General features: G+C 50.0%; 19 protein-coding genes. 13 read left to right on the top strand and 6 right to left on the bottom strand.

The window, feature by feature from the left end:
* Positions 1 to 180 precede the first annotated feature (180 nt).
* Positions 181 to 1,530 carry a 30S ribosomal protein S12 methylthiotransferase RimO gene (gene rimO, locus BT142_RS01200; protein ID WP_347497605.1) on the bottom strand — a complete coding sequence of 450 codons (1,350 nt, stop codon included), beginning with the start codon at positions 1,528 to 1,530 and terminating at the stop codon, positions 181 to 183.
* Between the two features lie 416 nt (positions 1,531 to 1,946).
* Here rimO and BT142_RS01195 point away from each other — a divergent pair, with 416 nt between their 5' ends.
* The 11 genes from BT142_RS01195 (at position 1,947) to BT142_RS01145 (ending at position 16,401) form a co-directional block, all read left to right on the top strand.
* Positions 1,947 to 2,939 (top strand): C40 family peptidase, encoded by a 993-nt coding sequence (locus BT142_RS01195; RefSeq protein WP_242871891.1) that lies wholly within the window; start codon positions 1,947 to 1,949, stop codon positions 2,937 to 2,939.
* 294 nt (positions 2,940 to 3,233) lie between these two features.
* The gene (locus BT142_RS01190; RefSeq protein ID WP_072416373.1) at positions 3,234 to 3,644 is read left to right on the top strand and encodes a hypothetical protein; all 411 of its coding nucleotides are present in this window, start codon (positions 3,234 to 3,236) and stop codon (positions 3,642 to 3,644) included.
* A 3-nt stretch (positions 3,645 to 3,647) separates the two neighbouring features.
* Positions 3,648 to 4,604 carry a D-2-hydroxyacid dehydrogenase gene (locus tag BT142_RS01185; RefSeq protein ID WP_072416372.1) on the top strand — a complete coding sequence of 319 codons (957 nt, stop codon included), beginning with the start codon at positions 3,648 to 3,650 and terminating at the stop codon, positions 4,602 to 4,604.
* Positions 4,605 to 5,041: 437 nt separating this feature from the next.
* Positions 5,042 to 5,818, top strand: coding sequence for a glutamate 5-kinase (gene proB / locus BT142_RS01180; RefSeq protein ID WP_072416371.1), 777 nt, complete (start codon positions 5,042 to 5,044; stop codon positions 5,816 to 5,818).
* A gap of 28 nt (positions 5,819 to 5,846) precedes the next feature.
* The gene (locus BT142_RS01175; protein ID WP_072416370.1) at positions 5,847 to 6,401 is read left to right on the top strand and encodes a hypothetical protein; all 555 of its coding nucleotides are present in this window, start codon (positions 5,847 to 5,849) and stop codon (positions 6,399 to 6,401) included.
* 233 nt (positions 6,402 to 6,634) lie between these two features.
* Positions 6,635 to 7,831: a type II secretion system F family protein gene (locus BT142_RS01170; RefSeq protein WP_072416369.1), complete on the top strand. Its 1,197-nt coding sequence runs from the start codon at positions 6,635 to 6,637 to the stop codon at positions 7,829 to 7,831.
* A 99-nt stretch (positions 7,832 to 7,930) separates the two neighbouring features.
* Positions 7,931 to 9,472, top strand: coding sequence for a pilus assembly protein PilM (gene pilM, locus BT142_RS01165; RefSeq protein ID WP_072416368.1), 1,542 nt, complete (start codon positions 7,931 to 7,933; stop codon positions 9,470 to 9,472).
* Positions 9,472 to 10,209, top strand: coding sequence for a hypothetical protein (locus BT142_RS01160; protein ID WP_072416367.1), 738 nt, complete (start codon positions 9,472 to 9,474; stop codon positions 10,207 to 10,209). Before pilM ends, BT142_RS01160 begins: the two co-directional genes overlap by 1 nt.
* A 224-nt stretch (positions 10,210 to 10,433) precedes the next feature.
* A complete protein-coding gene (locus tag BT142_RS01155; protein WP_139182156.1) occupies positions 10,434 to 13,208 on the top strand; it encodes a hypothetical protein in 2,775 nt (924 codons plus the stop codon).
* 20 nt (positions 13,209 to 13,228) lie between these two features.
* Positions 13,229 to 14,074 carry a type II secretion system protein gene (locus BT142_RS01150; protein ID WP_072416365.1) on the top strand — a complete coding sequence of 282 codons (846 nt, stop codon included), beginning with the start codon at positions 13,229 to 13,231 and terminating at the stop codon, positions 14,072 to 14,074.
* A 17-nt stretch (positions 14,075 to 14,091) separates the two neighbouring features.
* Positions 14,092 to 16,401 (top strand): type II secretion system protein, encoded by a 2,310-nt coding sequence (locus tag BT142_RS01145; RefSeq protein ID WP_072416364.1) that lies wholly within the window; start codon positions 14,092 to 14,094, stop codon positions 16,399 to 16,401.
* 125 nt (positions 16,402 to 16,526) lie between these two features.
* Here the strand turns inward: BT142_RS01145 and BT142_RS01140 are convergent, their stop codons facing one another.
* Positions 16,527 to 17,408, bottom strand: a complete 882-nt coding sequence (locus BT142_RS01140) for a prepilin peptidase (protein WP_072416363.1) — start codon at positions 17,406 to 17,408, stop codon at positions 16,527 to 16,529.
* Positions 17,409 to 17,568: 160 nt separating this feature from the next.
* On the opposite strand from BT142_RS01140, the gene BT142_RS01135 reads away from it, so the two are divergent.
* Positions 17,569 to 19,257, top strand: a complete 1,689-nt coding sequence (locus tag BT142_RS01135) for a GspE/PulE family protein (RefSeq protein WP_072416362.1) — start codon at positions 17,569 to 17,571, stop codon at positions 19,255 to 19,257.
* Between the two features lie 26 nt (positions 19,258 to 19,283).
* Positions 19,284 to 20,363, top strand: coding sequence for a type IV pilus twitching motility protein PilT (locus BT142_RS01130; protein WP_084659257.1), 1,080 nt, complete (start codon positions 19,284 to 19,286; stop codon positions 20,361 to 20,363).
* Positions 20,364 to 20,472: 109 nt separating this feature from the next.
* Here the strand turns inward: BT142_RS01130 and BT142_RS01125 are convergent, their stop codons facing one another.
* The 4 genes from BT142_RS01125 to BT142_RS01110 form a co-directional block, all read right to left on the bottom strand.
* On the bottom strand, positions 20,473 to 21,756 hold the full coding sequence (locus BT142_RS01125) for an ABC transporter permease (RefSeq protein WP_072416361.1): 1,284 nt from the start codon (positions 21,754 to 21,756) through the stop codon (positions 20,473 to 20,475).
* Positions 21,722 to 22,453 carry an ABC transporter ATP-binding protein gene (locus BT142_RS01120; protein WP_072416360.1) on the bottom strand — a complete coding sequence of 244 codons (732 nt, stop codon included), beginning with the start codon at positions 22,451 to 22,453 and terminating at the stop codon, positions 21,722 to 21,724. Before BT142_RS01120 ends, BT142_RS01125 begins: the two co-directional genes overlap by 35 nt.
* A gap of 13 nt (positions 22,454 to 22,466) precedes the next feature.
* On the bottom strand, positions 22,467 to 24,152 hold the full coding sequence (locus tag BT142_RS01115; protein ID WP_072416359.1) for an HlyD family efflux transporter periplasmic adaptor subunit: 1,686 nt from the start codon (positions 24,150 to 24,152) through the stop codon (positions 22,467 to 22,469).
* Positions 24,153 to 24,519: 367 nt separating this feature from the next.
* Positions 24,520 to 25,440 carry a ribonuclease Z gene (locus BT142_RS01110; protein ID WP_072416358.1) on the bottom strand — a complete coding sequence of 307 codons (921 nt, stop codon included), beginning with the start codon at positions 25,438 to 25,440 and terminating at the stop codon, positions 24,520 to 24,522.
* Positions 25,441 to 25,495: the final 55 nt, after the last annotated feature.

Below are 25,495 nucleotides of genomic sequence, written 5' to 3'. Positions count from 1 at the left end.
GATTCTGTACTTCCTATAGCAGAATATCACCCTTGCCAAAAAGTATTAATAATTTTAGGAAAGGGGTTTGGGGGAGAACCCTTTTTTAAAAGGGTTTCCCCAAAGAAATTCAGCACTCATGAAACATAAGCGCACGCAAAAGGGCGGGGTGTCTTTATCATACTTTAGTTGTGGAGTCGGTTATTGAGCCGAGCCGTAAAAGCAGCCGTCTTCGCAGCTGTCGATATGCACCGTGACGTATTCGCCTTCTGCGAGTCCGCGGTCGCTTGCGACCAGCACGCAGCCGTCTATCTCGGGAGCGTCGGCGGCAGTCCTTCCGACGAACAGACCCTCGTCCTCGTCGAAGCCGTCTATCAGCACTTCGAGCGTGCTGCCGACCTTTTGCGCCATCAGTTCATCTGTAATGAACATCTGCTGTTCGGTGATTATCTCGCTCCTGCGGACGCGTTCTTCGGGCGGCACCTGACCGTCCATCTTAGCGGCGGGGGTGCCCTCCTCCTCCGAGTAAGCGAAGCATCCGAGCCTGTCGAAGCGCATCTCGCCCACGAACTCCGCCAGCTCCTCGAACTGTTCCTCCGTCTCGCCGACGAAGCCCGTGATAAGGGTCGTTCTGAGGGTGATGTCGGGGATGCGTTCCCTGAGCTTGTTCATCAGCGCCGCGAGCGTTTCACGGTCGCCCCTGCGGTTCATCCGTTTGAGGACTTCGGCGTTGCAGTGCTGTATCGGGATGTCGAGGTACTTCACCAGCTTCGGCTCCTTCGCGATAACGTCGATGAGCTTGTCGGTGATGCGTTCGGGGTACATATATAGTGTGCGTATCCACCTGAACCCGTCGATGCGGCAAAGTTCTGTCAGCAGTTCCGCTATGCGGCTCTCGCCGTAGATGTCCTCTCCGTAGCGGCTTGTGTCCTGTGCCACGACGATGAGCTCGGTCACGCCCGACTCTGCGAGCTGACGCGCTTCATCCAGCACGTTCTCCATCGGTCTGCTCCTGAACCTTCCGCGAATAGCGGGGATAGCGCAGTAAGTGCAGCCGTTGGAGCAGCCCTCTGCTATTTTAAGGTAAGCGCTGTAGCCGCCGCCGATAAGGGTCCTGTCACCTTCGAGGGGCAGGTCGTACTTATCGCGCGGGTCGATGTCAGCCTCGCCCGTTTCTGCGAGCTCGCCGATTATGCGTGCTATCTCGCCGTCGTTGCCGAGTGGCACGACTGCGTCGATACCTGGCAGCGATTCCATAATGTCGTCGCGGTAACGTTCGGCAAGGCAGCCCGTGCAGACAACGCCCTTTATCCCGCCCTCATTTTTGAGCGCGAGGAATTCGAGCAGTGTCTCGATAGCCTCTTCTTTTGCCGACTGGATAAATCCGCAGGTATTTACGATAACGATGTCCGCTTCTTCCGGGACATCCGAAAGTTCAAAGCCGTAAGCCCTGAGCCCGAACATCATTTTCTCGGCGTCCACCTGATTCTTGGGACAGCCGAGAGACACCATACCGACCTTTACAGACACGGCAGCGACCTCCTTTTTCACATGATAACTCCATTCTATTATCTCACTTTTTGCCGCGGTTGTCAATAGTTTATCTGTAAAATCGGCATTAAGACCATTGTGACGTATGATTTGCAGCGGATTCTTGCGAACATTGTGCAGTTTTTGCTCTCCGAGCCGCTTTTTCGCAATCCCTTTATCTGACAAATACCGCGCAGAACAACGCTTTTGCGCCCTTCCGACAGATTTTTACAGGTATCGCGGCGCACCGAAAATTGCGGTAAATCTTTTGTGCAATTGCTCTATAAAAGTTACATTACGGTTACAGCACAACGTTCATTGTTACGAAATTTTAATAAATCCCTTTACATCCGACCTGCGGATATGCTATAATGGCACATATTGTCAAGGTGCCCGACCGTCGGGCGCCGCGGCGATACCAAACGGGAGGAATGAACATGAAAAAGCTTATAGGATTTCTGACCGCGGCTGTTATGACCGCAGTCATGCTGTGCAGCGGCGTCACCGCTTCCGCACTCACGCTGTCGAGACCGCAGGTGAAGCTCAAGACAGCTTACGCCGACCAGGTGATACTAACGGTCGGGAACCTCTCGGCATACCCGAGCAACGCGAAGTTCGGTGTTTACCGCTCGGGCAGACTGATAAAGACTACTGCTAAGACCTTCGCGTCGGGCATCACCATCGAGGATTCGGGCGTGACCTACCTCAAACCCGATACGGTTTACACCTACAACGTTGTCCCGATGATGCCGGGCAGCGGCCCCATCACTTCGCTTTCGACCACCATCAAGGTGAAGACTGCGGCTCAGACCAGCTACCGTGCGGCTGTCGGTGCACAGGTCGTGAAGCTCTCGGGCAGTGCGATAAAGACAAGGGCAAAGCTCACCAAGGCCTGCGAGGGTCACGGTGTTCTCGTTGCCGCGGACGGCAAGGCAGTGGCAGGAAAGTCCCTTTCGGATACGAAGGCTATGTACGTAAAGTTCACCGACGGCGCATACAAGGGCTGGTACGTCAGGACAACTCAGGCAAAGCGCATCGCCGAGCCGAAAAAGACCCACGAGCAGGAGATAGCCGAGAAGAGAAAGATAGTCTGCGACTATGCGGCTTCGATGGACGGCGGCTACTACGTATGGGGCGGAGCGGCTTACCGCGCCTGCGACTGCTCGGGTCTGACCATGCTGGCGTATAAGCAGGTGGGCATCGACCTCTACCACAGCGCTTACGCACAGTCTCTCGCGGGAATTGGCGTCAGCTACAACGATATGCAGCCCGGTGACATCATCTGCATGAACTACGGCGGACACGTAGGCCTCTACCTCGGAAACGGTCAGGTGGTACACGCCCTCAACCCCAACGACGGCATCAAGATAACTCCGCTGAGCTACCTCAAATATTTCCACATCGACTGCGTGAGAAGACTGCTGTATTGATGCGTTTGTGAAACGGTTTTCACAAACTTTTCATTCGGATTTAAGGTTGAATTAAGCAGGAGAGGGTATAATATAATCAGAACAAGGGAAAACCCAAACAAAGACCTAAACTCATTTAGATTCCATAATATTATCCTCTCCGATAAAAACGGCTGTGCAGAATATGTGCTGCCGTTTTTATCATTTCTCCGCGCACGAAATCGATTGAATTTTTTCATGCGCTGCTCTTGCATTTTTCATTTAGTTGTGGTATACTATTATAATACAGATATTTATATAAGGAGAGTAATAAAAATGTACGATCTTACGCTGTTTTCTGCGACTCAGGGGCTTCAGAACGTCTATACGCCTTTTCCTTTCAAAATGCACCTCGGCTTCTGCATAATCGCAACGATACTCTATCTGATACAGTTTTACCGCAGAGGTTCTTTCCACTACCTTGTGCTGATGGCGGCTATCGACCTGACCTTCCTGACTCAGACGACTATCTGCAACGACGGAAGCAGGGTGGCTGTGCTCGGTATCGTTGAGGTGGCGCTGCTGGCTATCGCGGCGGTGCTGAATATCCACTACGGCAAGCAGCAGAAGGCGGTCAAGGCTGCCGCAAATGCTGCTGCCGACGAACAGAACGAGCGCAAAAAGAACGCCGAGCGCGAACAGTCGGAGAAGGATAAGGCAGTTGTTGACAACGCCTTCGAGGACTGAGTCATGGCAAAGATAGTTATTCTTGATTCCGAGACGGTCACGAGGGGCGACGTTTCGCTGGAGTGCGTTTCGGAACTCGGCGAGACAAAGGTTCTGGGCTTCACGCCGAATGAACGGGTCGCCGAGGAGATAGGCGACGCCGACGCGGTCATCTGCAACAAGTGCCTCATCACCGAAGAGGTGTTCGAGCGCTGCCCTAACCTGCGGTATGTCGGGCTTTTCGCGACGGGCTACAACAACGTCGATACCGATGCCGCTTCAAAAAGGGGAGCGGTGGTCTGCAACGTGCCTGCCTATTCGACCTACTCGGTGGCGCAGCATACCTTCGCGCTGATACTCGAACATTACAGCCGCATAGCCGACTACGCGAAGTCGGTGGACGACGGCGGCTGGATAAACTATAAACTGTTCTCCTACTTCTATATGCCGACTACGGAACTGTTCGGAAAGACCATCGGTATCGTGGGGTACGGCGATATAGGACAGAGGGTCGCGGCAATAGCGAGGGCTTTCGGGATGAAGGTCATCACGCATACGCGAACCCCGTCGAAGGTCACGGACGGCACGCCGACGGTCAGCCTTGAAGAGCTGATGCGGACAGCCGACATCGTGTCGCTGCACTGTCCGCTGACGAAGGACAATGCGAAGATGATAAATGCGGAGACGCTTTTGCTGATGAAGCCGACGGCTCTGCTGATAAATACAGCACGCGGCGGACTGACCGATGAACAGGCATTGGCGGACGCGCTGAATGAGGGCAGGATAGCAGGCGCAGGTATTGACGCGCTGACATTCGAGCCGATGAGGTCGGACTGTGCGCTGTATAAGGCGAAGAATTGCGTTATCACGCCGCATATCGCATGGGCACCTGTAGAAACGAGGGAAAGACTTCTGAAAGAGGTCGCCGCCAACCTGAAAGCCTGGCTAAACGGCACCCCAAGAAACGCAGTGAATAAGTAAACCATATTTCCGAGCTCAAACAAAAAGACCCGCACAAACAGCGACGTTCAAGTGGGTCCAGCGCCACCGCGCTGGTCAGAGTCCAGAGGCGGAAGCCTTTGGTCAAGAGCTCGAGAGTGAAACTCTCGTTTTCGCCAAAGGCGAAATAAACCAAAGCAACCCACTCCTTCCACGCGTAAGCGAACCACAAAAAACACCATAAAATCGGCAAATCCCGAAAACCCGCCCCGAAAGGCGCCATAAGAAAGACCACACAAATCTATCAAGAATACCCCAATTTTGCCGATTTTATTTTGGCGAGAGAGCGAAGCGATTCGAGCCAACCCCCCCAAGTCGGTCCAAAGGACCGACACCCCACCCGCAAATCACAAAAACAAGAACCAAATAAGTCCACAATATAATATATTATAATAAGGTATATAAGGAAAGAAAAGAGTATGAAAAAGAAAAGAGTAGTAGTAAAACTCGGCTCGTCAACGCTCACACACAAGACGGGCAGACTGAACATCAGACGCGTAGAAAAGCTCGTAAAGATACTTTCGGATATCCATAACGCGGGCAACGAGATAGTGCTGGTATCAAGCGGCGCACAGGCGCTCGGCATGGCAAAGCTGGGACTTCTCGAAAAGCCGAAGGATACCCCCTCGAAACAGGCGTGCGCGGCAGTGGGTCAGTGCGAGCTGATGTATATGTATGAGAAACAGTTCGCGGAATACTCGCTTTCGGTGGCACAGCTGCTGCTGACTAAGTACATACTGCTTGAGGACAGACGAAAGAACGTTGAGAATGCCCTCGAAAGCGTGCTCCGGCTGGGAGTCGTGCCCGTAGTCAATGAGAATGATACCGTGGCTATCGACGAGCTGGAACTTGAGGTCGGCGAGAACGATTCGCTGGCGGCTACCGTGGCGATGATAGCAAAGGCTGACCTGCTCATAATCATGTCGGATATCGACGGTCTTTATGATAAGGATCCACGCTCGAATACCGACGCAAAACTTATCCCCGAGGTCAGGGAACTTAACGACGATATCAGAGCACTGGCAGGCGGCGCAGGCTCGAAACTCGGTACGGGCGGTATGATAACCAAGATCAACGCCGCACAGATCGCTATGGATAACGGATTCGATATGGTCATCGTAAACGGCAGAGAACCCGAGAATCTTTACAAGATCTTCGACGGTATCCCCGTCGGTACAAGATTCATCGCGCCGTAAGGACGTAAGGGAGATCGGAGGCAGTCACATGGACGGTTACGACAGCTTGAAATACTTTTTCTTCAGACTGGTGCTGCTGGTCGGGACTAATACGCTGGGGCTGCTGCTGGGAAAGGTGCTGCTGTGGTGCGTCGCGAACTTTGTGCCTGCTTCGGCTGAGGGCGTCAAGACGTTCCTCGTAAGCGACGCTACAGGTTCGGTGTTTGCATCTGTCGTGATGGCGTTTCTGCTGGCACTGGTCTTCCGCGACGATGCGAAAAAACACGCTGCTTACGACGATATGGACGCTGTGCCCGTGGCGATAGTGCTCCTTCTTCTGCTGGCTATCTACTTCGTGCCGTCGATATTCTATAACCCGAACGACATCACAAAGTCGGTGTCTACCATGTATTACGCATTCTACTATCCTACACGCTGGCTGACCGAAATTTTCGGAGCGGCGATGAAGACCGCAGCAGCTGTGGGGATGACTATTGTGCTGGGCGTGCAGATGACGGTGTATCAGGTGACCTACTCGGCGTATAAGAAGGCTCACCCCTTTTTGTTCAGGCATGACAGCACTGAAAGCGAGACGGCAGAATGACTATATCTTAATGTATATTTGCTATTCTTTTTTGGATATATTGTTATTTTTGTTAAAAATGTATAGTTTTTCGACTTATATTTCGTCAGGGGAAAGCGCAAAAAACACGTTAATAACTCTTGAATAAATCAAAAAAAAATGTTATAATAAACTAAAATACGTAACGTGTCTCTTTGCGCCTATTTTTAGACGGGGACGGCGGCGTGTTATACTGGTGGAGGTGTATCTATAATATGAATTTCAGCTATGTGGCTAAGGACTCGAGCGGTAAGACCATCAAGGGTACTATCGAGGCCGAAGACCAGCAGGGGGTACAGGAAAAGATCTATGAACAAGGTCTGTTCCTTATAAGTGCCACTGAGGGCAAGGGCGGACATCGGCAGGAGGGTGTCTACAGGTTCAAGACAAAGGATCTGGCATTCTCGTGCAGACAGCTCGCCGCAATGCTTACGTCGGGACTTACGATCGTTAAAGCGCTCGACATCATGTACAAGGAAGAAGAGCACAAGAAGGCTAAGGCAGTCTGGCTCGCACTTTACGAGGACGTTAACAAGGGCTCGAATCTTACCGAGGCTCTGCTTAACCGAGGAGGAAGCTTCCCTGACTTCATGATCTCGATGGTCGATGCGGGTGAGTCCGCAGGTAACCTGGATATCACTATCCAGCGACTCAGCGATTTCTACGCAAATCAGAACAAAACTCAGAATACCATCAGAAGTGCTATGATGTATCCTATCATACTCGGTATCCTGACTGTTGCGATGGTAATCGGTATGTTTACATTCATCATGCCTACCTTCGCAGGACTTATGTCTGAGGATCAGATGCCGCCTCTGTCAAGAGCGCTCTTCGGATTCTCCAGGTTCCTGAAAACCAAATGGTACATACTCATAATCACAATCGTGGTCATCGTGCTCGCGATCAAATACGCGCTCAAGGTGCCCGACATCAGACTTAAATTCGACATGATGCTGATAAAAATGCCGGCAATCGGACCTCTGATGGTAAAGATCTATGAGGGTCGTTTCGCAAGAACTCTTTCGTCTCTGTACTCAAGCGGTATCCCGATGGTTGACTCTCTCCAGAGATCTTCCTCGGTACTTTCTAATTCCTATGTAGATAAGATGTTCATCCAGGTCATTGATGAGGTTAAGCAGGGCTCCCCGATGTCCAGCGCTATCGCAAAGACCGAGATCTTCGAGGGTATGTTCACTTCGATGATCTTCGTCGGCGAAGAGTCGGGTGCTCTTGATGAGATCCTTGAAAAGACCGCGGACTTCTACGAGGAAGAAGCAGACGCCGCTGTAAAGCGTCTTGTTGGACTTCTTGAGCCTTGCATGATCATCATCATGGGTGGTGCGATAGGTCTCTGTCTTGCAGGTATCTTCCCGCTGCTGTATGGTGGTATCGGAGGACTCGAGAACTCGTAATAAACGGGGTAATAAGGATGCGGAGTGCTGTGACAGCTCCGCTCCGCATCTGCTTTATTATAATGAGTAAACAAATCTTTAGAAGAGGTGAAGGAATAAATGCTGTCATTTGACATTACTGACAGAGTTATAAACATCGTAAAGGGTGATAACTCGGCACAAAAGATCAAGATCGAAAGATCCTTTAGCGTAGAGGTTCCTGAAGAGATGATCGTGAACGGTGAGGTACTTAACCTTTCCGGACTCGCAGATCTCCTCGTTACAAACCTTAAAGCTGAGGGAATGATGGATAAGGAAGCTGTTGTTACTTTCTCGTCCAGCACCATAGTTTTCAAGGAACTTATTGTTCCTAAGGCAAAGGGCGGAGAATTCCTGAGCATGGTACAGAACCAGATGCAGCAGGAAATGGGTATCAATGATGAATACTCCATCTCCTACACCATCGTTGGTGAAGCCGGCGAGCAGAACCCCGGTTCTGTTAAGGTACTTGCTACCGCTTGTCCTTCGACTATCGTTGCTGCTTACAGAAAGCTGTTCAGCATCATGTCGATCAACCTTCGTTCGGTAAACATCAGCTGTAACTCCATTTCGAGAATCGTTCTTGCTGACAAGCAGAACCTCGAGAAGATGCCGCTCCTCGTTTGCCAGATCGATGACAACTTCTTAGGTCTTATCCTGTTCGAGAACGGACAGATGGCATTCGCAAGATATGAGCCTATCTCCAAGGAGGACTACGAGTCTGAGGAATACCTCACCGAGGCTATCAGTGAGAACATCTTCAGAATGGAGCAGTTCAACAAGGCAAGAGGCGGCCCGGGTCTTTCCAACGTTATCCTTTACGGTAAGATCGACGACTTCATCAAGCTCGTTAACGCACTTGAGTCGCTCGATGTAAGAGCTTCGGTACTGAGCGTTCCTCCGCAGATCACCGGTTACGAGAACTTCGAGTTCACGATCTACGCAAACGCGATCGGTGCTCTTTATAAGAGAAACAAGGCTACCGAGCGTATCAACCTCCTTGAGGTAGATACCGCAAGCGGTAAGGTAACTACAAGCTCGACGGGTACACTTATCACCCTCGGAATCTCGCTCGGTGTTTCTGTTGCACTGATCGGTGCTGTTACCGGTATCATCAGACTTCGTGAGAAGTCCATCCAGAAGGATATCGATAAGGTACAGGTAGAGATCAATAAGTGTGATGAACAGATCGCTGCTAACCAGAAGAAGCACGATTACTTACAGGTACTTAATGAGTATCAGACAGAGATCGATACCGCTAAGAGAAACCTTGAGACTCTCCCGATCATCAAGCAGGAAGTCTTCGATAAGATCGAAGAGAACTGCAAGGTCAAGAGCAGCGATGGTAAGGAAGAAGAGATCACATATACCTCCTTCACTTACTCGATCGGCGGTACTATCTCTATAAGCAACATCACACTTCCCGAGCAGCAGACTGCAAATGACTTCATCGGACAATTCATTAACCAGGACTACTTTGCTAACGCTACATATAACGGCTACACCGGTACAGGCAAGGACGGCAACAACGTTGTTATCAGTACAGTTACCCTCAACATGAAGGATGTTCCTGATGATACAGAGTCTGAGTCCGGAGAGAATACTGAGGAGGTAGCAAACTAATGAAACTTAACGCAAGAGAACAGCTCGTACTTGTAGTTGTTTTAGTAATTCTCGTATGGGTCGGCGGTATCGTTGCTTTCATCAAGCCGTCCATCGATGCAGTAAGAGACGCAAGCAACACCCTTTCCGATAAGGAAATGGAGCTTGCGACCAAGCAGCAGATAATCAAGGATGATGAAAATCTTGATGAGGATGTAGAGAAGGCTTATGCTAAGGCTACTGAAACTGCAAACATCTTCTATCCCAGAATGATCCAGCACAAGGCTGCTACTATCATGCAGGCTGAGCTTGACCTCGATAACGACATCAAGAACGGCTACGAAGTTCAGAACCTTGACCTTGCTCTCAGTAACCTGGGCGCAAGCACCGTAAACAGATACGTTTACATTCCTTCCAATGTACAGACTAACCTCGATACCATCGTATCCAAGGTTACTCCTGCTGAGGGTGAGGCTGTTATCGTTCAGAATAACATCAACATGACTGCATATTCGTTCTCCTTCAACTTCACCACTACCAAGAAGGATCTCATGCAGTTCCTTGCAAACCTCCAGAGCAACGAGCACAAGAGTATTGTTGTTAATGGTCTGAACATCGGCGATGTCGGTGAGAACAAGGAAGATACCGAATGGAGCGGAAGCATGAGCCTTACCATGTACATGGTTCCCGAGCTTCCTAAGGTTGAGGAAGTAGACAAAAAAGATGATGCTGCTAAAGTAGACGCTGTAGCAGAGTGATCAGTTAGCACTTAATTATGGTAGGAGCGGAACCAAAATCAGCTCCTGCCATGATGTGTTATAATTTAGTTAAAACTTTTAAGGACAATATAGCTTTTAGAAAGGTGGTAAAAGCAATGTTGAATCGAAGGAAAAAACCGTTACATTCGCCGAACCGTGAAGGCTCGGTACTGCTTGCAGTTGTTGTTGTTTCGATGTTTGTACTTTGTCTTGCAACGATCTGCTTGCATGTTGTTCGATACACTGCACAGGCTACAAGCCGAAATGTACAGAGAACACAGGCTAAGATCACTGCTGAGGCAGCACTTACCGAGTTCATCAACGGCTACAAGGCTAATCAGCAGTCTTCGTCATCGTATGATCCGAATCATCTTTACGATGAGCTTCAGTCGATCGCAGCGAACGGAACCAAGGCCAGCCCCGTTGTTTACAAGGTGGGAATGTCCGGCGAAACTGATGACGAATTCAGCAGGAACTTTGGCGCTACCGAGATCCATCTTTATGGCATCGGCGGCAGCTCCTTCAAGGCTGAGGCTATAACTACTTTCGTTACCCAGACTCAGACCGCGAGCATACAGTTTGCTTCGGTAACAACTATCAAGCCTGTAAGCTCGAACACGATCGAGAGCAAGAAGGGTACGGTTCTCAGTAATGAAGAACAGCTCTCAAACCCTGTTGACGGCAACATCGTCTATGAGAATGATGACGGCGCGATCAAGACCTACAAGCGTATGTCCAGATCCATCATCAGAGGTCACGTTTACTCTGAGATGAGCATCATGTGCGACGACCAGACCACAATCACCGACCTGCTCAACAAGTCGGGCGACAACATTTACAAGAAGGATTACAGATACTTCACTCAGGCTCCTACATTTACTGTAGACGGTTATCTGGCAACTCAGAACACCTTCTTTATGTATACAAACGTAGGTAAGAGCGACATTGATAAGGCAAATTCTTCTTATCAGGGCGGCGCTTACGCTTATCCTAAGAACAATGAGCTCGGCAATTATGACGGCTATCTCTGTGTATACAAGAAGCTGTTAGCACTTAACGGACATCATTACTGCATCGGCGGCAAGCCTTCCAATCCTAATGATTATGCAGATGTTTATAACAATAAGATCGATGTTTATACTCACGGATTCTATGGCGGCGACACTTTTGACAGCGCAACACTGGACAGTGCGGACGGCACCGTGAGCTTCGCAAATGACATCACTACCGTTAAAGAAGCGTATGACTATAACGGCGCAATCGTTGATAGTTCTTCGCAGTCTGACAAGGTAACTGTAAACGGAAATTTCTACTCTTACGTTGAGGCTACTGCTGCTCCGAATACACACAGCGGCGATATTGTTATTGCACAGTCGAACAGCAACAGCGCACAGAGAATACTGAACGTTAAGGGCGATGTATACTGCGACGGCAAGATCTACATCTACTGCGGCGATTACAGCACTGGAGTAGCACCTAAGGTAGTTTTCAAGGTTGATGGTAAGCTTCATGCAAGCGGCGGCGTTTACTACAAGGACGGCGGCGAATGGAAAGCCTGCAATCCTCTGAGCAAGGCTGAGCTCCTCAAGATCGGTGTTGAAGTCGGTGATGTTGACACAGACGTTACACAGACCGGCAGAAACATGATGCCGAAGAAGGGTTACATTCCCTACACCGGTGACGGTATGACCGAGGAAAGCCACACCCATCTGAAGAACACATATGATCTTGCTTCTACCAACGATATATTCACCATGTCTGCAAGTGCTACCGATGGCAATATCGTGCCCAAGAATAAGTCTGCAAACAAGGTATTAAAGGCACAGGACATCTCGAGCAAGTATGCTGATGCTATGACCAGAGACTTCGACAGCACTTTCAAAGCTTCCGACGGAACACAGAAGAGAGTTGTTCAGGTCTATTCGGACGATCACACAGAAACAGGTAAATACTACCAGATCAACTCAAGTGTCAAGCTTAGTGCTAAGCAGGCACGTTCAAGAGAAGGCGGTACAGAGGGCGTTTACAATAAGTACATCGTAAACGTAACAGATCAGGATATTGTTATCGCACTCCCGATCAGCAAGGATGTTAAGAATCATATGCATGGTATGACATTTAACGGCCTTACGGTTGAATATACCTGCGAGATCGGTGCAAAGTTCAAGATCTTTGTAAATGATCCTGTAAACAATCCTCATTACGTATACTTCATGTTCTACCTTGAGGACAGACCTGAAGAGTGTCTGTACATCAACTGCGGACTGGCGGATATCGGCGGTGAAATATGCGGTATCAACAATAATTATATCACAGCTCCTAGCGTAGGTGTCAAAGCAGGCGATACTGTTCATTTAGAGACTACTGACGGTCAGCCTTATGATGTAGTAGCAGCAAAGGTACCTGTTGGAAAATACAAAACTGATTCCACGACCGATCTGTTCACCGCAATTGATAATCCGAATTCAAGACGTGGAATGGTAATTGAATTCTACTCGCTTGGCGGACAGTGGATAGCGTCTGACTACAGACTGCTTGTATCCGATAGTTCCAGGATCACTGCGGGAATGACTGCCGAACAAATTAAAAATGCGGTTATTAGCAGCTTTAATGACGGTACTTCACCTATTACCGGCGGCTCTTTTGAAAATCAGTATGTTCCCGACACGGGACGTCTCATCGATAACTACATCATGTGGCTCATTCCCGACTACGTTACCTGTAAGCTTTCGGGCAGCGAGTCTTCTGTAAGAGTACAGGGCGTTCTCTACGCTTGGAACTCTCAGTTCAACATGGGTCACTCCGGTCAGGCAAGATGGGTAGGTCAGATCAAGGTCGACAGATACTGCTGGGACGAAAATGATGCATCTACCACTGCTAAAATGGAGCCCATGATCATCGACCTGCCTATGGCCGGTACATCTCTGCTGTCGTATGCAGGCGATGACTCAGGTGCAGCAACACCGTCTAAGATCGATATCCAGTACTATCAGTACTAAAAGATATGGAGGGACATATTATGAAATTCAAGAAAAATAATTCAGGTATGTCACTCGTTGAGGTCGTTGTGGCGATGTCAGTATTCTCCTTCATGACGCTTGCTATCACGATGGCATTCAGTGCCTCGATGAAATACGGTATGCGTAATGTCAAGCGCGATCAGGCTCTTTCAACTCAGCAGACCGCGCTTGAGAAGGGAATGCCGGGCGGACTTGAGGTCTATAACGATTCGTTCAAGAATAAAAAGACCATCAAGTTCATCGGTCAGAACGGAACGGCTGATATGCAGGCCGTTACCGGTTCTACCGCATTCAGCAGCATAGCAGAGTACAATGCTAAGGCTACTGCAAATGCACAGATGTCTGACATCAATTTCCAGCTCAAGACCTTTTCGAGTGTAGCACTCGGAACCTCGCTTACTTCTCCTGTTAAGAGCATGGACAGATACACCTTCGAGTTCAGCAATATGAGTGACAAGACTGTCGATGTAATAATCGAGTTAAACAATGTTGACAGAGCATATCTCGGAGATTACGATACAGGATATGTTCACAAGTCTCCGGTTTACACCATTACTCTTCCTGCTTACGACCCGACTGTAGACGCTGAGTCTGAAATGAAGGTCGAAGCTATCGACGGTACAACTCTTATCGACTCCATCCCATCCGACATGAATCTCGGACTTGAGATGCCGCCTCCTGAGGCGGGAGAGGATGAACCGAATATCAAGGTTTCTTTCCGCATTGACGGTTCTGTTTACCAGCTGCCTAATCTTCTCACCAGAACAACATTCTATAATGATCCTGACGGCAAGATAAAGTACAGATATAACGGTACAACATTCCAAAATGTGAGCAACGAATAAAGGGAGGGTGATAATGCATGAGAAAACTTAAAAAAGGTTTTACACTGGTAGAGCTTGTAGTAGTTACCATGCTGCTTGGCATAATTATGACAGCCTTGGTTATCATTCTTCGCCCGTCGCAGAAGTACTACAAGAATATCACAAACAAGGCATTTGAAGAGCTTGCCTGCATAACAGCTATGGACGTAGTTGACGGTGAGCTCAGATATGCAACAAATCTCAAGATCGTTTATACCGATTCCAACGCCAAGACAGCCGCAAATGTTGATGTTTTCTCGCTGATCGATGCTTCCAAGTATCCGAACTACATCAAGTTTGATAACGGTCATCGTGAGAACATCGGTAAGTTTAACGCAAGAGGCTATGTCAATAAAGGCAAAACCTCTACAAAGAAAGCTGTAGAAAGTACTCTTAACAAGGGTACGTTCTCTGACTACGACTATCAGTTCTCCATCTCGGGTATCAATACGACACCTAAGAAGCAGAGCCTTACGGTTACAGTAAAGGCTACCCCGATGCTCGTAACCGCAAGCACAGTTGAGCTTGATACCGAGCACGAGCATCAGGTCGATGAGACTTTCAAGCTCATCAACATGAGACACTCCGATGAACTCGGCGGTGACATGGGCTCGCTTGATATCCCGCTGGATGAGGATGTTCCCGACGGCGGTATCATCTGGGTATTCTACGCAAAGCCTGTTGACATTGCTTCCAATGGTTCGACTCTGGTCAACAATCATGAGTCCATTGGCGATCTTAACCCCGGCGCTTATGAAGAGCTCATGCCTGATTTCGAGCTCAAGAGCGAGGATGATGTTGATTACAACAGGATCTACTTCATCAAGCACGAAAGCGTACATACAGTTTCTCCGTATGGTGGTAATGCAGAATTCAAGCCTAATATGAAAAACGGCGTTACGATCGAACACTGGGAGACTAAAGGTACTCTGACCGATAAGAGTGATGACACCAAGAACTCTAATGTTGGTCAGGTCTACGCCGACGATTACATCGACATCTACTGGGGCGATGACCCTAATGCTTCAATCGACATCTCGGCAAATCAGGTTTACGAGCAGCTGGCTGGTACTCATCAGAAGGTTCAGGCAAGCACTGTCCTTGCAACTGTTACCCGCGCTGACTTCCTTGACCAGAAAGTAAAGTATTTCTACTATGCAGATACATATGTTGACGAGAGCGTTCTCCCGAACAACAGCCTGTTCCTGCACAACACCTGGGATCCCTCAAATCCTGAACTCGGCGATCCTACACTCAAGTCCAAGACTAAGACCGTTCATTACGTACACCTTCTCGGCGATACCGAAAAGGGCGTAAGACTCGATCATCAGGCAGAGGGCGCAAAGGCTTCTGTTACCGGTGCTATCGGTTATGTAGAGTGCAACAACGATGCTGACATTGTTGAAGTGCTCAAGGGTTCTGACACCGATACCGTATCGGTTTCCGTTTACAGCGGCAACAGCTCTTCCGAGGATAAGCTCCTCTACAAGTTCAACATGGAAGCTGACAACAAGGATGAGATCTGGGTATGCAACGGTCAGGTTTACTTCAGTGCCGATGACGTGCCGAAGGATCCCGACCCCATAACCATCCACTACATCAAAGCAGAGAACGAGATCTATACAATGATGGGTGCAATGACTCACACAGCAGGAAAAGCAGAGTTTGAATCCATGCTCCTGAGTGAGGTCGGCACTTACACCACTATCGGTCTGGACGGAAACAAGGATATCAAACTTCAGATCGGTCTTGGCGGAGATGCATACTGCATTCTTTATGACGGAGCGGGCAATACCTATCCGATCACTCTCGCGAATAATCCTGATAGCCAGCCTCTCTCCCCCGCGACCGATGCTCAGGCAGGTAACGAATACTGGCTCTATGATGGCAAGCTTTATGGTTCACAGGATGAAGTAAACGCTGTTCTTCCTGCTCCTCCCGAGCCTGAACCCGGAGCAGTTCCTGCTGATCCGTCCGCTTATATACTGGTTCTTAAGTTCACACCTGATAGCGATCATTACAAGCTGTATGTAAAAGCCTATGATTCTCACTGTGAGGTTATTGATCTTGATACAGGTGCTGTACTGATGAGCGAAGATAATCAGCAGAAGTCTATCGACCTTTCCGGCTATATCGGGCAGAATGTTACTCTCGTAGTTAAGCTGAATCTGTTGTGGGGAAAAACTGAATCAAGTGCCGGATACGTCTTTGCTCTGGGTACTGACGATTACGGTAGTAATGCAACGTTCAATTATACGATTAGCGGATATTCTTCCGAAGATTATGGTTCTGTAACCACAGTAAGCTGATTGTAATGTAAAAAGCAAATTTCATTTCACTTCAAGCCCCCGTCAAACGGGGCTTGATGCTGAAAAAATCCCCCGAACTCTTTGAGGGGTTCGGAGGATTTTTTGAGCAGAAATATCAGCCTCGCTCAAAAGAGCTGAGGATAATACGGAAGTCTGACTGTAATGCCTTCGCCGTAGATCAGTTCGCTCAGTCCTGTGAGGTTCATGTAGAGATTTACGATATCCCAGCCCCACAGCATCGAGATGAAGATGCCCAGCGAAAGCCACGGTCCGAATGCGAATCTCGATTCGCCGTTGATCTTCTTGAGGATGAGTCCTCCGATAGCACCGAGCACGATGCCGATGAACAGCGCCGCAACTGTGCGGTGAACGCCGAGGAAAAGTCCTGCGGCCGCCATCAGGTAAACATCGCCAAGACCCATCGCACGGCCTTTCGAGATCAGTGTGATCAGCAGAAGCGGAACGCTCGCTGCAAACGCGCCTATGATATAGTGTACAACTTTGCTCGAATTGAATACTAACGGCACAGGGATGAGGCCGAGGATGATCTTGATTATCGCTAAGGCTGCGATGAACAGCACTACGTAGGTCGAGATCAGCTGAGTGTCCCAGTCCATGAAGAAAACGACTAAAAGCGCCGAGAATACCAGACTGTAGAGGATGCACTTTACACCTGATCCGCTGCCCATCATGTCGAGCTTCAGTGCGATAACGACCCAGCCGATGCCGTTGAGCGCTTCAACAACTGTGTATCTCGGAGAGATCCTTGCACCGCAGGCACGGCACTTGCCCTTTAAACAGCACCAGCTGATTATCGGGATGAGGTCGCGGCGAAGGATGGGAGTTCCGCAGCTCATGCAGTGAGAATTGCTCTTGATAAGCGATTCCTCTTTCGGCAGACGGTAGATGCAGACATTCAGAAAGCTGCCCACACAGACGCCGAAAATGAAATAGAAGAAATACATTATTCCGGTAAAGATCGCATACTGCATATCAAAATTTGCCATATTAACACCTCCTTACATTATTTAATAATATTATTTTAGCACACTTTTGATACAATTTCAATAGTTATTTAGTTTAATTTTTTTTCTTATCTTCCACAGGCTCTTCGCAGCAGGTCTGTAGGAACGATCAAACCATGCTGCGGAGAGGGAGTTTTGATTTATGAAGAATATACCTATTGGTGAACACCTTATCGAAAAAGGTCTCATCACGGCGGAAGATCTTCAGAGAGTCCTTGCAGCACAGAAAGATGAGAAAAACAAGGGCAAGAAGATGGGTGACCTGCTTCAGGAAATGGGTCTCGTTACTGAGAATCAGTTCTCCGAAGTACTGGCAGAACGTCTGAACATCACATTCGTTGATGTTGACACCTTCGAGCTTATCCCCGATATCGTTAAGAAGATACCTGAGGATAAGGCGAGAAAGTACAACTGTATCGCACTGAATAAAATCGGCAGACGTCTTACCGTTGCTACCGATAACCCCTCTGACTTCTACGCAATGGAAGACCTCAGAGGTATCACAGGCTGCTCCATCACTTTCCAGATGGCTACGGGAAGCGCTATCACCCGCGCTATCGGTAAGTTCTATTCCAAGGGCGCTACCGACGCTATCGTTGAGGAGGCTACCAAGGAAAAAGAGGAACAGATGTCCCTCGAAGACCTCGTTGCTGAGGCTTCCAACGACCGAGTTGACAACGCGCCTATCGTTAAGCTGGCTACCACTATCGTTGAGAACTCCTTCAGAATGGACGCGACGGATATCCATATTGAGCCTTTTAAGGATCATACCAGGATCAGAGTCCGTGTAAACGGCGACCTTGTTGAACTTATGGAGCCTATCTCGTCTGCGCTGCATACCGCTCTCGTTACCCGTTTCAAGATCACTTCGGGCATGAACATCGCTGAAAAGCGTGTACCTCAGGACGGTCGTATGACTCAGATCATCGACGGCAGAGTAGTTGACCTTCGTGTGTCTAACCTTCCTATGGTATACGGCGAGAAGGTCGTTCTCCGTATCCTCGCGGGCGACTCGATGGTAAAGAAGATTCAGGACCTCGGTATGACCGAGTACAACTATAAGAGATTCTGCGAGTGCCTTAAAGTACCGCAGGGCGTTATCCTGGTTACAGGACCTACCGGTTCCGGTAAGTCTACCACACTTTATGCGACTCTCGGTGAGATCGCTAAGCCTAACCTCAACGTTATTACCGTTGAGGACCCTGTAGAAAAAAAGATCGCTAACATCAATCAGTGTCAGATAAATGATAAGGCAGGCATGACCTTCGCGGCTGCGCTGCGTTCCATTCTCCGTCAGGACCCTGACATCATCATGGTCGGTGAGATGCGTGACGAGGAGACCGCTTCGATAGCTATCAGAGCCGCTATCACAGGACACCTCGTGCTCTCGACAATCCATACCAATGACGCGGCTTCGACCGTTACCCGTCTGGTGGATATGGGCGTTCTGCCTTACATGGTTGCGACCTCGCTTATCGGTATTATCGCACAGCGTCTTTCCAAGACCCTCTGCAAGGAGTGCAAGCAGCCTGTTATGACCACCCAGATGGATATGGAACTTATGGAGATAGATCAGCCGATGCAGATCTACAAGCGCGGCGGCTGCCCCGTTTGCAACAACACAGGATACAAGGGCAGAACTGCTATCCATGAGATCCTTCTGACAACAGCCGAGATGAAGGCACTCATCACCAGAGGCGCTAAGGCAGACGAGATTCAGGCTCTCGCAAGAGAGCAGGGCTGCAAGCTGCTTCGCGACAATGCTTCTTTACTCGTTCAGCAGGGTAAGACTGATATGGACGAGCTTGTGCGTGTAACCTACGCAGTATAAATTCAAAATAGTGGAGGTAATTAGAAATGGCAATCGACATTAACAAGATACTGGACGAATCAAGAGCACTGGGCTGCTCTGACTTGCACTTTACTGTTGGTATCCCCCCGATAGTAAGACAGGGCGGCAGCCTTCGTAAGCTGTCCTCTTACCCTGATATGACCGAGATCGACATTCAGCAGATCTGCCGTTCGATGACTAACGAGCGTCAGATGCAGCAGATCAGAGATCACATTGATACTGACTTTACCTATGTTTCGCTCAGAGGTTTCCGTCACCGTGTCAATGTATACCGTCAGAGAGGCTACACAGCTATCGCTATCCGTCTGCTCCGCAACGATATCCCGACCTTTACCGACCTCGATCTGCCTCCCGTGCTTTCCGAGTTTGTAATGCGTCCCCGTGGACTGGTTCTCGTTACCGGCCCTACCGGTTCCGGTAAGTCCACCACACTGGCTGCTATGATCGACCACGTTAATCTGCACAAGTCGGCTCACATCATCACCATCGAGGATCCTATCGAGTATCTGCACGCACACAAGCGCTGCATGGTAAACCAGCGTGAGATCGGCGGAGACGTTCCTTCGTTCGCACTTGCTATCCGTGCTGCTCTTCGTGAGGACCCGGATATCATACTCGTCGGAGAAATGCGTGACTTCGAGACCATCGAGGCTGCCGTAACCGCTGCTGAAACGGGACATCTTGTTATGAGTACCCTGCATACCACTTCGGCGCCTTCGACCGTTGACCGTATCATCGACGTATTCCCTGCTCACCAGCAGCACCAGATCAGAACCCAGCTTGCTACCGTTCTGGTTGGTATTTGTACACAGACACTTTGCCGTACACTTGACGGCACGAGCCGAGTTGCTTGCTGTGAGATCCTGAATGCTACCGATCCTATCAAGGCTATGATCCGTGACGACAAGGTACATCTTATCAACTCTGCTATGCAGACAGGTAAGAAGGACGGAATGCAGACCCTTGACCAGGAGCTTGCTAAGCTCGTTAACGACAGAAAGATCTCGCGTGAGGTTGCACTTGAGAAGTGTGCGAACCCCGGCGACCTTCAGAGATTCATCAATTCCGGCAAGGGACAGATCTAAAAAAATTACGGACGCTTCAAAAAGAAGCGTCCTTTTTTTAGCAAAAGAAGCGGGTTCGCGTTTTTATAAAAAAATCCCCTCTCCTGATTCGGAAAGGGGATCGTTTTTTTTATTCGTAACGCAGTGCGTCGATGGGGTTCATCTTTGCCGCTTTGTTCGCAGGATAATATCCGAAGAATACACCAAACGCCATTGAGAATATTACACTTCCCGCTATCGCACTGAACGACGCGTGACCCTTGAATCCGATCACATTCGATATCGCCATACCACCCAATAATCCGAACAATATGCCTATCGCACTGCCGACCAGACAAAGCACCACCGCTTCAATGAGGAATTGCATACGAATGTCCTTGTTCGTCGCTCCAAGCGCTTTTCTCGTGCCTATTTCTCGCGTGCGCTCCGTGATTGAAACGACCATGATGTTCATGACACCAATGCCGCCGACTAAAAGCGAAATCGCCGCAATTGCCGAGATCGCAAGCGTTATCATGTTCGTGATGTTGTTGATCTGATCCAGCGTCGAGGTCATCGTCTCCGCATAGACCTTGTATGTGTCGTTCTTCGAGAAGTAGACGTTGTTCAGATAGTCCTCCATCTCCTTCGAGATCTCTTCGACTTCGTCCGCATTCTTCGCAATTGCCGTGAACTCCGACATCTCAAGCGGTTCGCCCAGACGTATCGACTGCAACGAATTCAGCGGAATAAGCGAGATCTGCGTCGGGACATATACCATCATGTCCATCAGAGCACCGTTCGACTTCTTCTTGTAGGTGCCTACCACCGTGAAGTTGTCGTACTTGTTCGTCAGCGAGTCGATGCCCTCAAAGGGCTTGCCGATGGCGGCTTCGGGACTTCCGTAGTACGCCGTCGCAGTCTCGTCAGAGATCATTATTACCTTCGCACCGCTTTCAAACTCGCTCTTACTGATGTGCCTGCCGTGGGTGAACTCCATCGTGCCCTCACTGAGCGATTCCTCGAAACCGCACTGATTGCAGGCGTAGAGGACTATCCTCTTGTCGTCCTTGTAGTTGAGGGTGCTCTGCGCCATCATCAGCGAGATGCCCTTCACTCTGTCGCCGAAATGATCTTCAAGATCGCGGAAGATCTCGTCGTTGAACATATCCGTCGAACGCATGGGACGAATGTCGTTCTGTCGGTTGTTGTCGTCATACGGGTCGTTCTGATCCTTCTGTATGACGTAGTAATATATCTTTGTTGCGCCCAGTCCTCCGAGCGTGTCCATTGTCGAGCTTCTGAGAGCGTCGCCGACGGTCATTATCGCGATAACTGCCGAGATACCGATAACGATACCCAGCATCGTGAGGAAGGAGCGCATTTTGTTGGCTTTGAGCTCACTGAACGCCAACAGTATGCTGTCTAAGATCATACGTAGCCCCCCTCGCTTCCGATATTATATTGCCGTCCATGAGCGTCAGCACTCTCTCGGTCTCATTCGCCAGCTCGGGAGAGTGGGTGATGAGCACGATTGTGATGCCTTTTTTCTCATGAAGATCATGGAACAGGTCCATGATGAGTCTGCCCGTTTTCGAGTCCAGCGCACCTGTCGGCTCGTCGGCAAGTATTATCGACGGGTCGTTTGCGAGGGCTCTCGCGATGGCAACTCTCTGTTTCTGACCGCCCGAAAGTCTGTCGGGTGTATGGGACATTCTGTCGCCCATACCCACCAGTTCGAGCAGTTCCCTGGCTTTTTTTCTGCGCTCCGATGGTTTGTGCCTTGCGTACATCATCGGGAGCTCGACGTTTTTGAGCGCCGTATTTCTCGGGATGAGGTTATAGGTCTGGAAAACGAAGCCTATCTCCTTGTTGCGGATGTGTGAAAGCTCGCTGTCGTCAGCCTGACACACGTCGGTGCCGCCGAGGATGTAGCTTCCTTCCGAGGGTCGGTCGAGTGCGCCGATTATGTTCATGAGTGTCGATTTGCCCGAGCCCGAAGCTCCGACTATCGAGATGAACTCGCCCTTTTTCACTTCGAGGTCGATACCGTGAAGTATCTCCAGCTCGTTGGGCTCACCCTCATAGAATCTCTTGTAAATACCTTTGAGGTCGATAACTGTCTCATTCATGCCGCGTACCTCATCAGTAGAACATATCATCGTCACCGCTGTCGGCAGTGGGAAGAACAACAGTCATGCCCTCTTTTATCTTATCGGAGATTATCTCTATGTAGTAGCTGTTCTCCATACCCGTCTGAACGTCGATCTTTTCGGTGGTGCCGTCATCCTTCTGCACCTCTACGGAGCAGTGACCGTCGGCAGTCTTTGTGACGCAGGCGGAAGGCACGGAGAGCACGTCCTTTCTGACTTCGATATTGATGACCAGTTTTGCGCTCATGCCGATGCGCAGACCATCGACAGGCTCATCGAAGGTGACTTCGATATCGTAGTCGGTTGAAGAAGTCTGCGTGTTCGAGGTCGCGTCGTAATGCACCTCGGGAGTCGGCGCGATGAAGCTGAGCTTGCCGTCGAAGCTGTCCTTGCTGACCGCATTAACGGTGATATCGGTGCTGAGGTCTTTGGTAAGGCGGTTGATGTCGTACTGATCGACCGAGGAAGTCACCTTGAACTCGGTGTCATCCTGAATGACCGCGATAGTGCCGCCGTCGTACTTCTGACCCGCCTTGTAGTTCAGTTCTGTGACAACGCCGTCCATATCCGCGATGATGACGCACTGTGCGATGCTGTCGGTGAGCTTGTCTATCTCGCTCTGGGGGACAGTCAGGCTCTCATCTATCATTATCTTGGTGGTGGTGAGGTTATCCTCGCCGCTCTTTACGGCGTGGTCGAGCTCCTTGTCGCTGTCGCTCTTGCCTTCCTTCGCCGCAACGAGCGCGGAAGCTGCCGCCTTGACCTCGGCGTTGGCAAGTTCGAGCTGAGACTGGAGCTCCAGCTCGGAAGTGTAAGCCTCGGCGAGCGAATCGTTCAGCTCCTTGTATTCAGCCGAAACCTCGGTATAGGAATCCTTAGCCTCTTTGAGAGAAGCCGCCGCCTTCGCAGCCTCAGCGGAAGCGTTGTCGTAGGCGGTCTTAGCCGCGGTGACCTCTTCCGAATCCTCGGGCTTGCCGTCGGCTATGAGTTGATCGTAAGCGTCCTTGGCGGTCTTGAGCGCAGTATTTGCGGCGTCCGACTCGGCTGTGAGGGTCTTTACTGCGGCGGAAGCGTCGCTGACCATCGTGCTCATCGAATCCACAGCGGCAGCGCAGGCAACGCGCTGATTGTAAGCCGCGAGGTACTTGTTGTACACCTGATTATCCTTGGTGACAGCCTCGTTGTAGACCTCCTGAGCCTCGTCCACCGAGCGTGCAGTCCTGCCCGAAACGGTGCTCTTGCTGCTGACCGCGGACTCGTAGCCCTCCTCGGCGTTTTCAAGCTCGATCTCGTTCTTTGTCTTGGTGTTTTCAAGGCTCTTCTGAGCGGCTTCGAGGTTCTTTTGCAGTTCTTCGGAGTTGAGAACGGCGATGATGTCGCCCTTCTTCACCTTGTCGCCGACCTCGACTTTGATCTCGCTGAATTCGTTGCCGACCACGTCGCTGGTCAGGTTCGAGGTGTTCTTGCTCTTGACGATGCCCGAGACCGCGACGGTGTCTTTCAGGTCGCGCTTCTCGACTACGGCGGTCTGTGTGCCAGTCATAGCTTCAAGAGCGGCAGTTTTCGCACCCGAAACCATCTTGCTGACTGCGATACCGCCGCCCGCAAGAATGACAACTCCGCCGATGACCCAAGGCAGCTTCCTGCCTTTCTTCTTCGTTTTCTGTTTGTCTTTCATTTTGTTCCCTCCGGATTAAAATATTATTTTTCTGTGACACTGTTTGGCTTCTCTGCGTTTACAGAATGCGGGTCTTGCTTGGGGGAGACCCCCGCCTTAGCTTCGCACGTCCGCCTTAGCTTCGCACGTCCGCCTTAGCTTCGCACGGCAAGGGGAGAACCTTTCTTCAAGCCGTGCGAAGCTAAGGCGGACGTGCGAAGCTAAGGCGGGTTTCCCCCAGTTAAGACCTACGAGGTTTCCCCCAGCTAAGACCCACACACTTTTTACGACAGAAAAGCCTTAGTGTCTAATTCTATTATAACATTATAATCCTAAAAAAACTATTAATTCTTTCAAAGGAAAAAGAATTTTTAGATGATTGCACAAATCAATCTTTTATTTCAATGTTGATTCCGTCAATGCTGACAGTGACGGCAGGGAAGAGTTTTTTGAGTTCTTTTTCGTAGTATTTCGGGTTCATTTCGGCGGGGCTGTAGTGAGTCAGCCAGAGTTTTTCCGCGCCCGATTTTGCGGCGAGTTCGCAGGCGTCCTGCATGAGCATATGTCCTTTTTCGTTCATGCTCTGTTTCTTTTCGCGGTCACCGTACATACCCTCGCAGATAAAGAGCTGTGAATCCTTCGCGAATTCTGCGATACCGTTGAACGGCAGCGTATCGGTCACGTAAGTCATCTTGATAGGGCGGCGGTTTGCGAGGGTGACCATATCGGGCGTGATGATCCTGCCGTCGTCGAGGGTCACGCTTTCGCCCGAGTGGAGCACTCTCCAGAACTGAACAGGCACGCCGAGTTCCTTCGCTGTCTGGGGCTGAAATTCCTGTTTGCGGTTAAGTGTGACCGAGTAGCCGATGCAGGTAGTGCTGTGCCGCAGGGGCAGCGACTCAATAGTCAGCAGGGGCGAGAGCCGTTCGGCGGTGAAGCTGAAGCGGCGGTCGGTAGGCAGTTCGGTGAATCTCACCTCGAAAGGCAGGTGACCGCAGATGCTCATCAGGCTTTTGATGACCCCCGTCTTGCCTGCGGGCAGGTAGATGTCGAGGGGTTCTTCGCGCGAAGCGTTGCCCAGCGACAGCAGAAAGCCGGGCAGACCCGAAACGTGGTCGGCGTGGGTGTGAGTGATGAGCAGCGCGTCGATGCGGCTTATCTTGCGGTCGGCGGCGGCGAGTGCTATCTGTGTGCCCTCACCGCAGTCGATGAGCAGGGCGTGACCCTCGTACTCGTAGTAACACGAGGTCAGCCAACGGTTTTTCAGCGGCATCATGCCGCCTGTTCCTATGAGACATATTTCCGGCATTTTGGGTGGTTCTCCTTGTTTTGGTTATGGTGTTGTTTATGTTTTTTGGGGGCGC

It is taken from the genome of Ruminococcus sp. YE71, assembly GCF_900119155.1.
Lineage (GTDB): Bacteria > Bacillota > Clostridia > Oscillospirales > Ruminococcaceae > YE71.
Note: the sequence above shows the minus strand (reverse complement) of the source record. Positions and strands in the feature narration are given on the sequence as shown.

Bases quoted from the DNA above. Each gene is read 5' to 3' on its own strand.
- BT142_RS01160 (WP_072416367.1), top strand. From the start codon at position 9,472: ATGAAACTTAACGCAAGAGAACAGCTCGTACTTGTAGTTGTTTTAGTA.
- BT142_RS01150 (WP_072416365.1), top strand. From the start codon at position 13,229: ATGAAATTCAAGAAAAATAATTCAGGTATGTCACTCGTTGAGGTCGTT.
- BT142_RS01185 (WP_072416372.1), top strand. From the start codon at position 3,648: ATGGCAAAGATAGTTATTCTTGATTCCGAGACGGTCACGAGGGGCGAC.
- BT142_RS01135 (WP_072416362.1), top strand. From the start codon at position 17,569: ATGAAGAATATACCTATTGGTGAACACCTTATCGAAAAAGGTCTCATC.
- BT142_RS01170 (WP_072416369.1), top strand. From the start codon at position 6,635: ATGAATTTCAGCTATGTGGCTAAGGACTCGAGCGGTAAGACCATCAAG.
- pilM (WP_072416368.1), top strand. From the start codon at position 7,931: ATGCTGTCATTTGACATTACTGACAGAGTTATAAACATCGTAAAGGGT.
- BT142_RS01115 (WP_072416359.1), bottom strand. From the start codon at position 24,152: ATGAAAGACAAACAGAAAACGAAGAAGAAAGGCAGGAAGCTGCCTTGG.
- BT142_RS01130 (WP_084659257.1), top strand. From the start codon at position 19,284: ATGGCAATCGACATTAACAAGATACTGGACGAATCAAGAGCACTGGGC.
- BT142_RS01190 (WP_072416373.1), top strand. From the start codon at position 3,234: ATGTACGATCTTACGCTGTTTTCTGCGACTCAGGGGCTTCAGAACGTC.
- BT142_RS01125 (WP_072416361.1), bottom strand. From the start codon at position 21,756: ATGATCTTAGACAGCATACTGTTGGCGTTCAGTGAGCTCAAAGCCAAC.
- BT142_RS01175 (WP_072416370.1), top strand. From the start codon at position 5,847: ATGGACGGTTACGACAGCTTGAAATACTTTTTCTTCAGACTGGTGCTG.
- BT142_RS01145 (WP_072416364.1), top strand. From the start codon at position 14,092: ATGAGAAAACTTAAAAAAGGTTTTACACTGGTAGAGCTTGTAGTAGTT.
- proB (WP_072416371.1), top strand. From the start codon at position 5,042: ATGAAAAAGAAAAGAGTAGTAGTAAAACTCGGCTCGTCAACGCTCACA.
- BT142_RS01110 (WP_072416358.1), bottom strand. From the start codon at position 25,440: ATGCCGGAAATATGTCTCATAGGAACAGGCGGCATGATGCCGCTGAAA.
- BT142_RS01120 (WP_072416360.1), bottom strand. From the start codon at position 22,453: ATGAATGAGACAGTTATCGACCTCAAAGGTATTTACAAGAGATTCTAT.
- BT142_RS01140 (WP_072416363.1), bottom strand. From the start codon at position 17,408: ATGGCAAATTTTGATATGCAGTATGCGATCTTTACCGGAATAATGTAT.
- BT142_RS01195 (WP_242871891.1), top strand. From the start codon at position 1,947: ATGAAAAAGCTTATAGGATTTCTGACCGCGGCTGTTATGACCGCAGTC.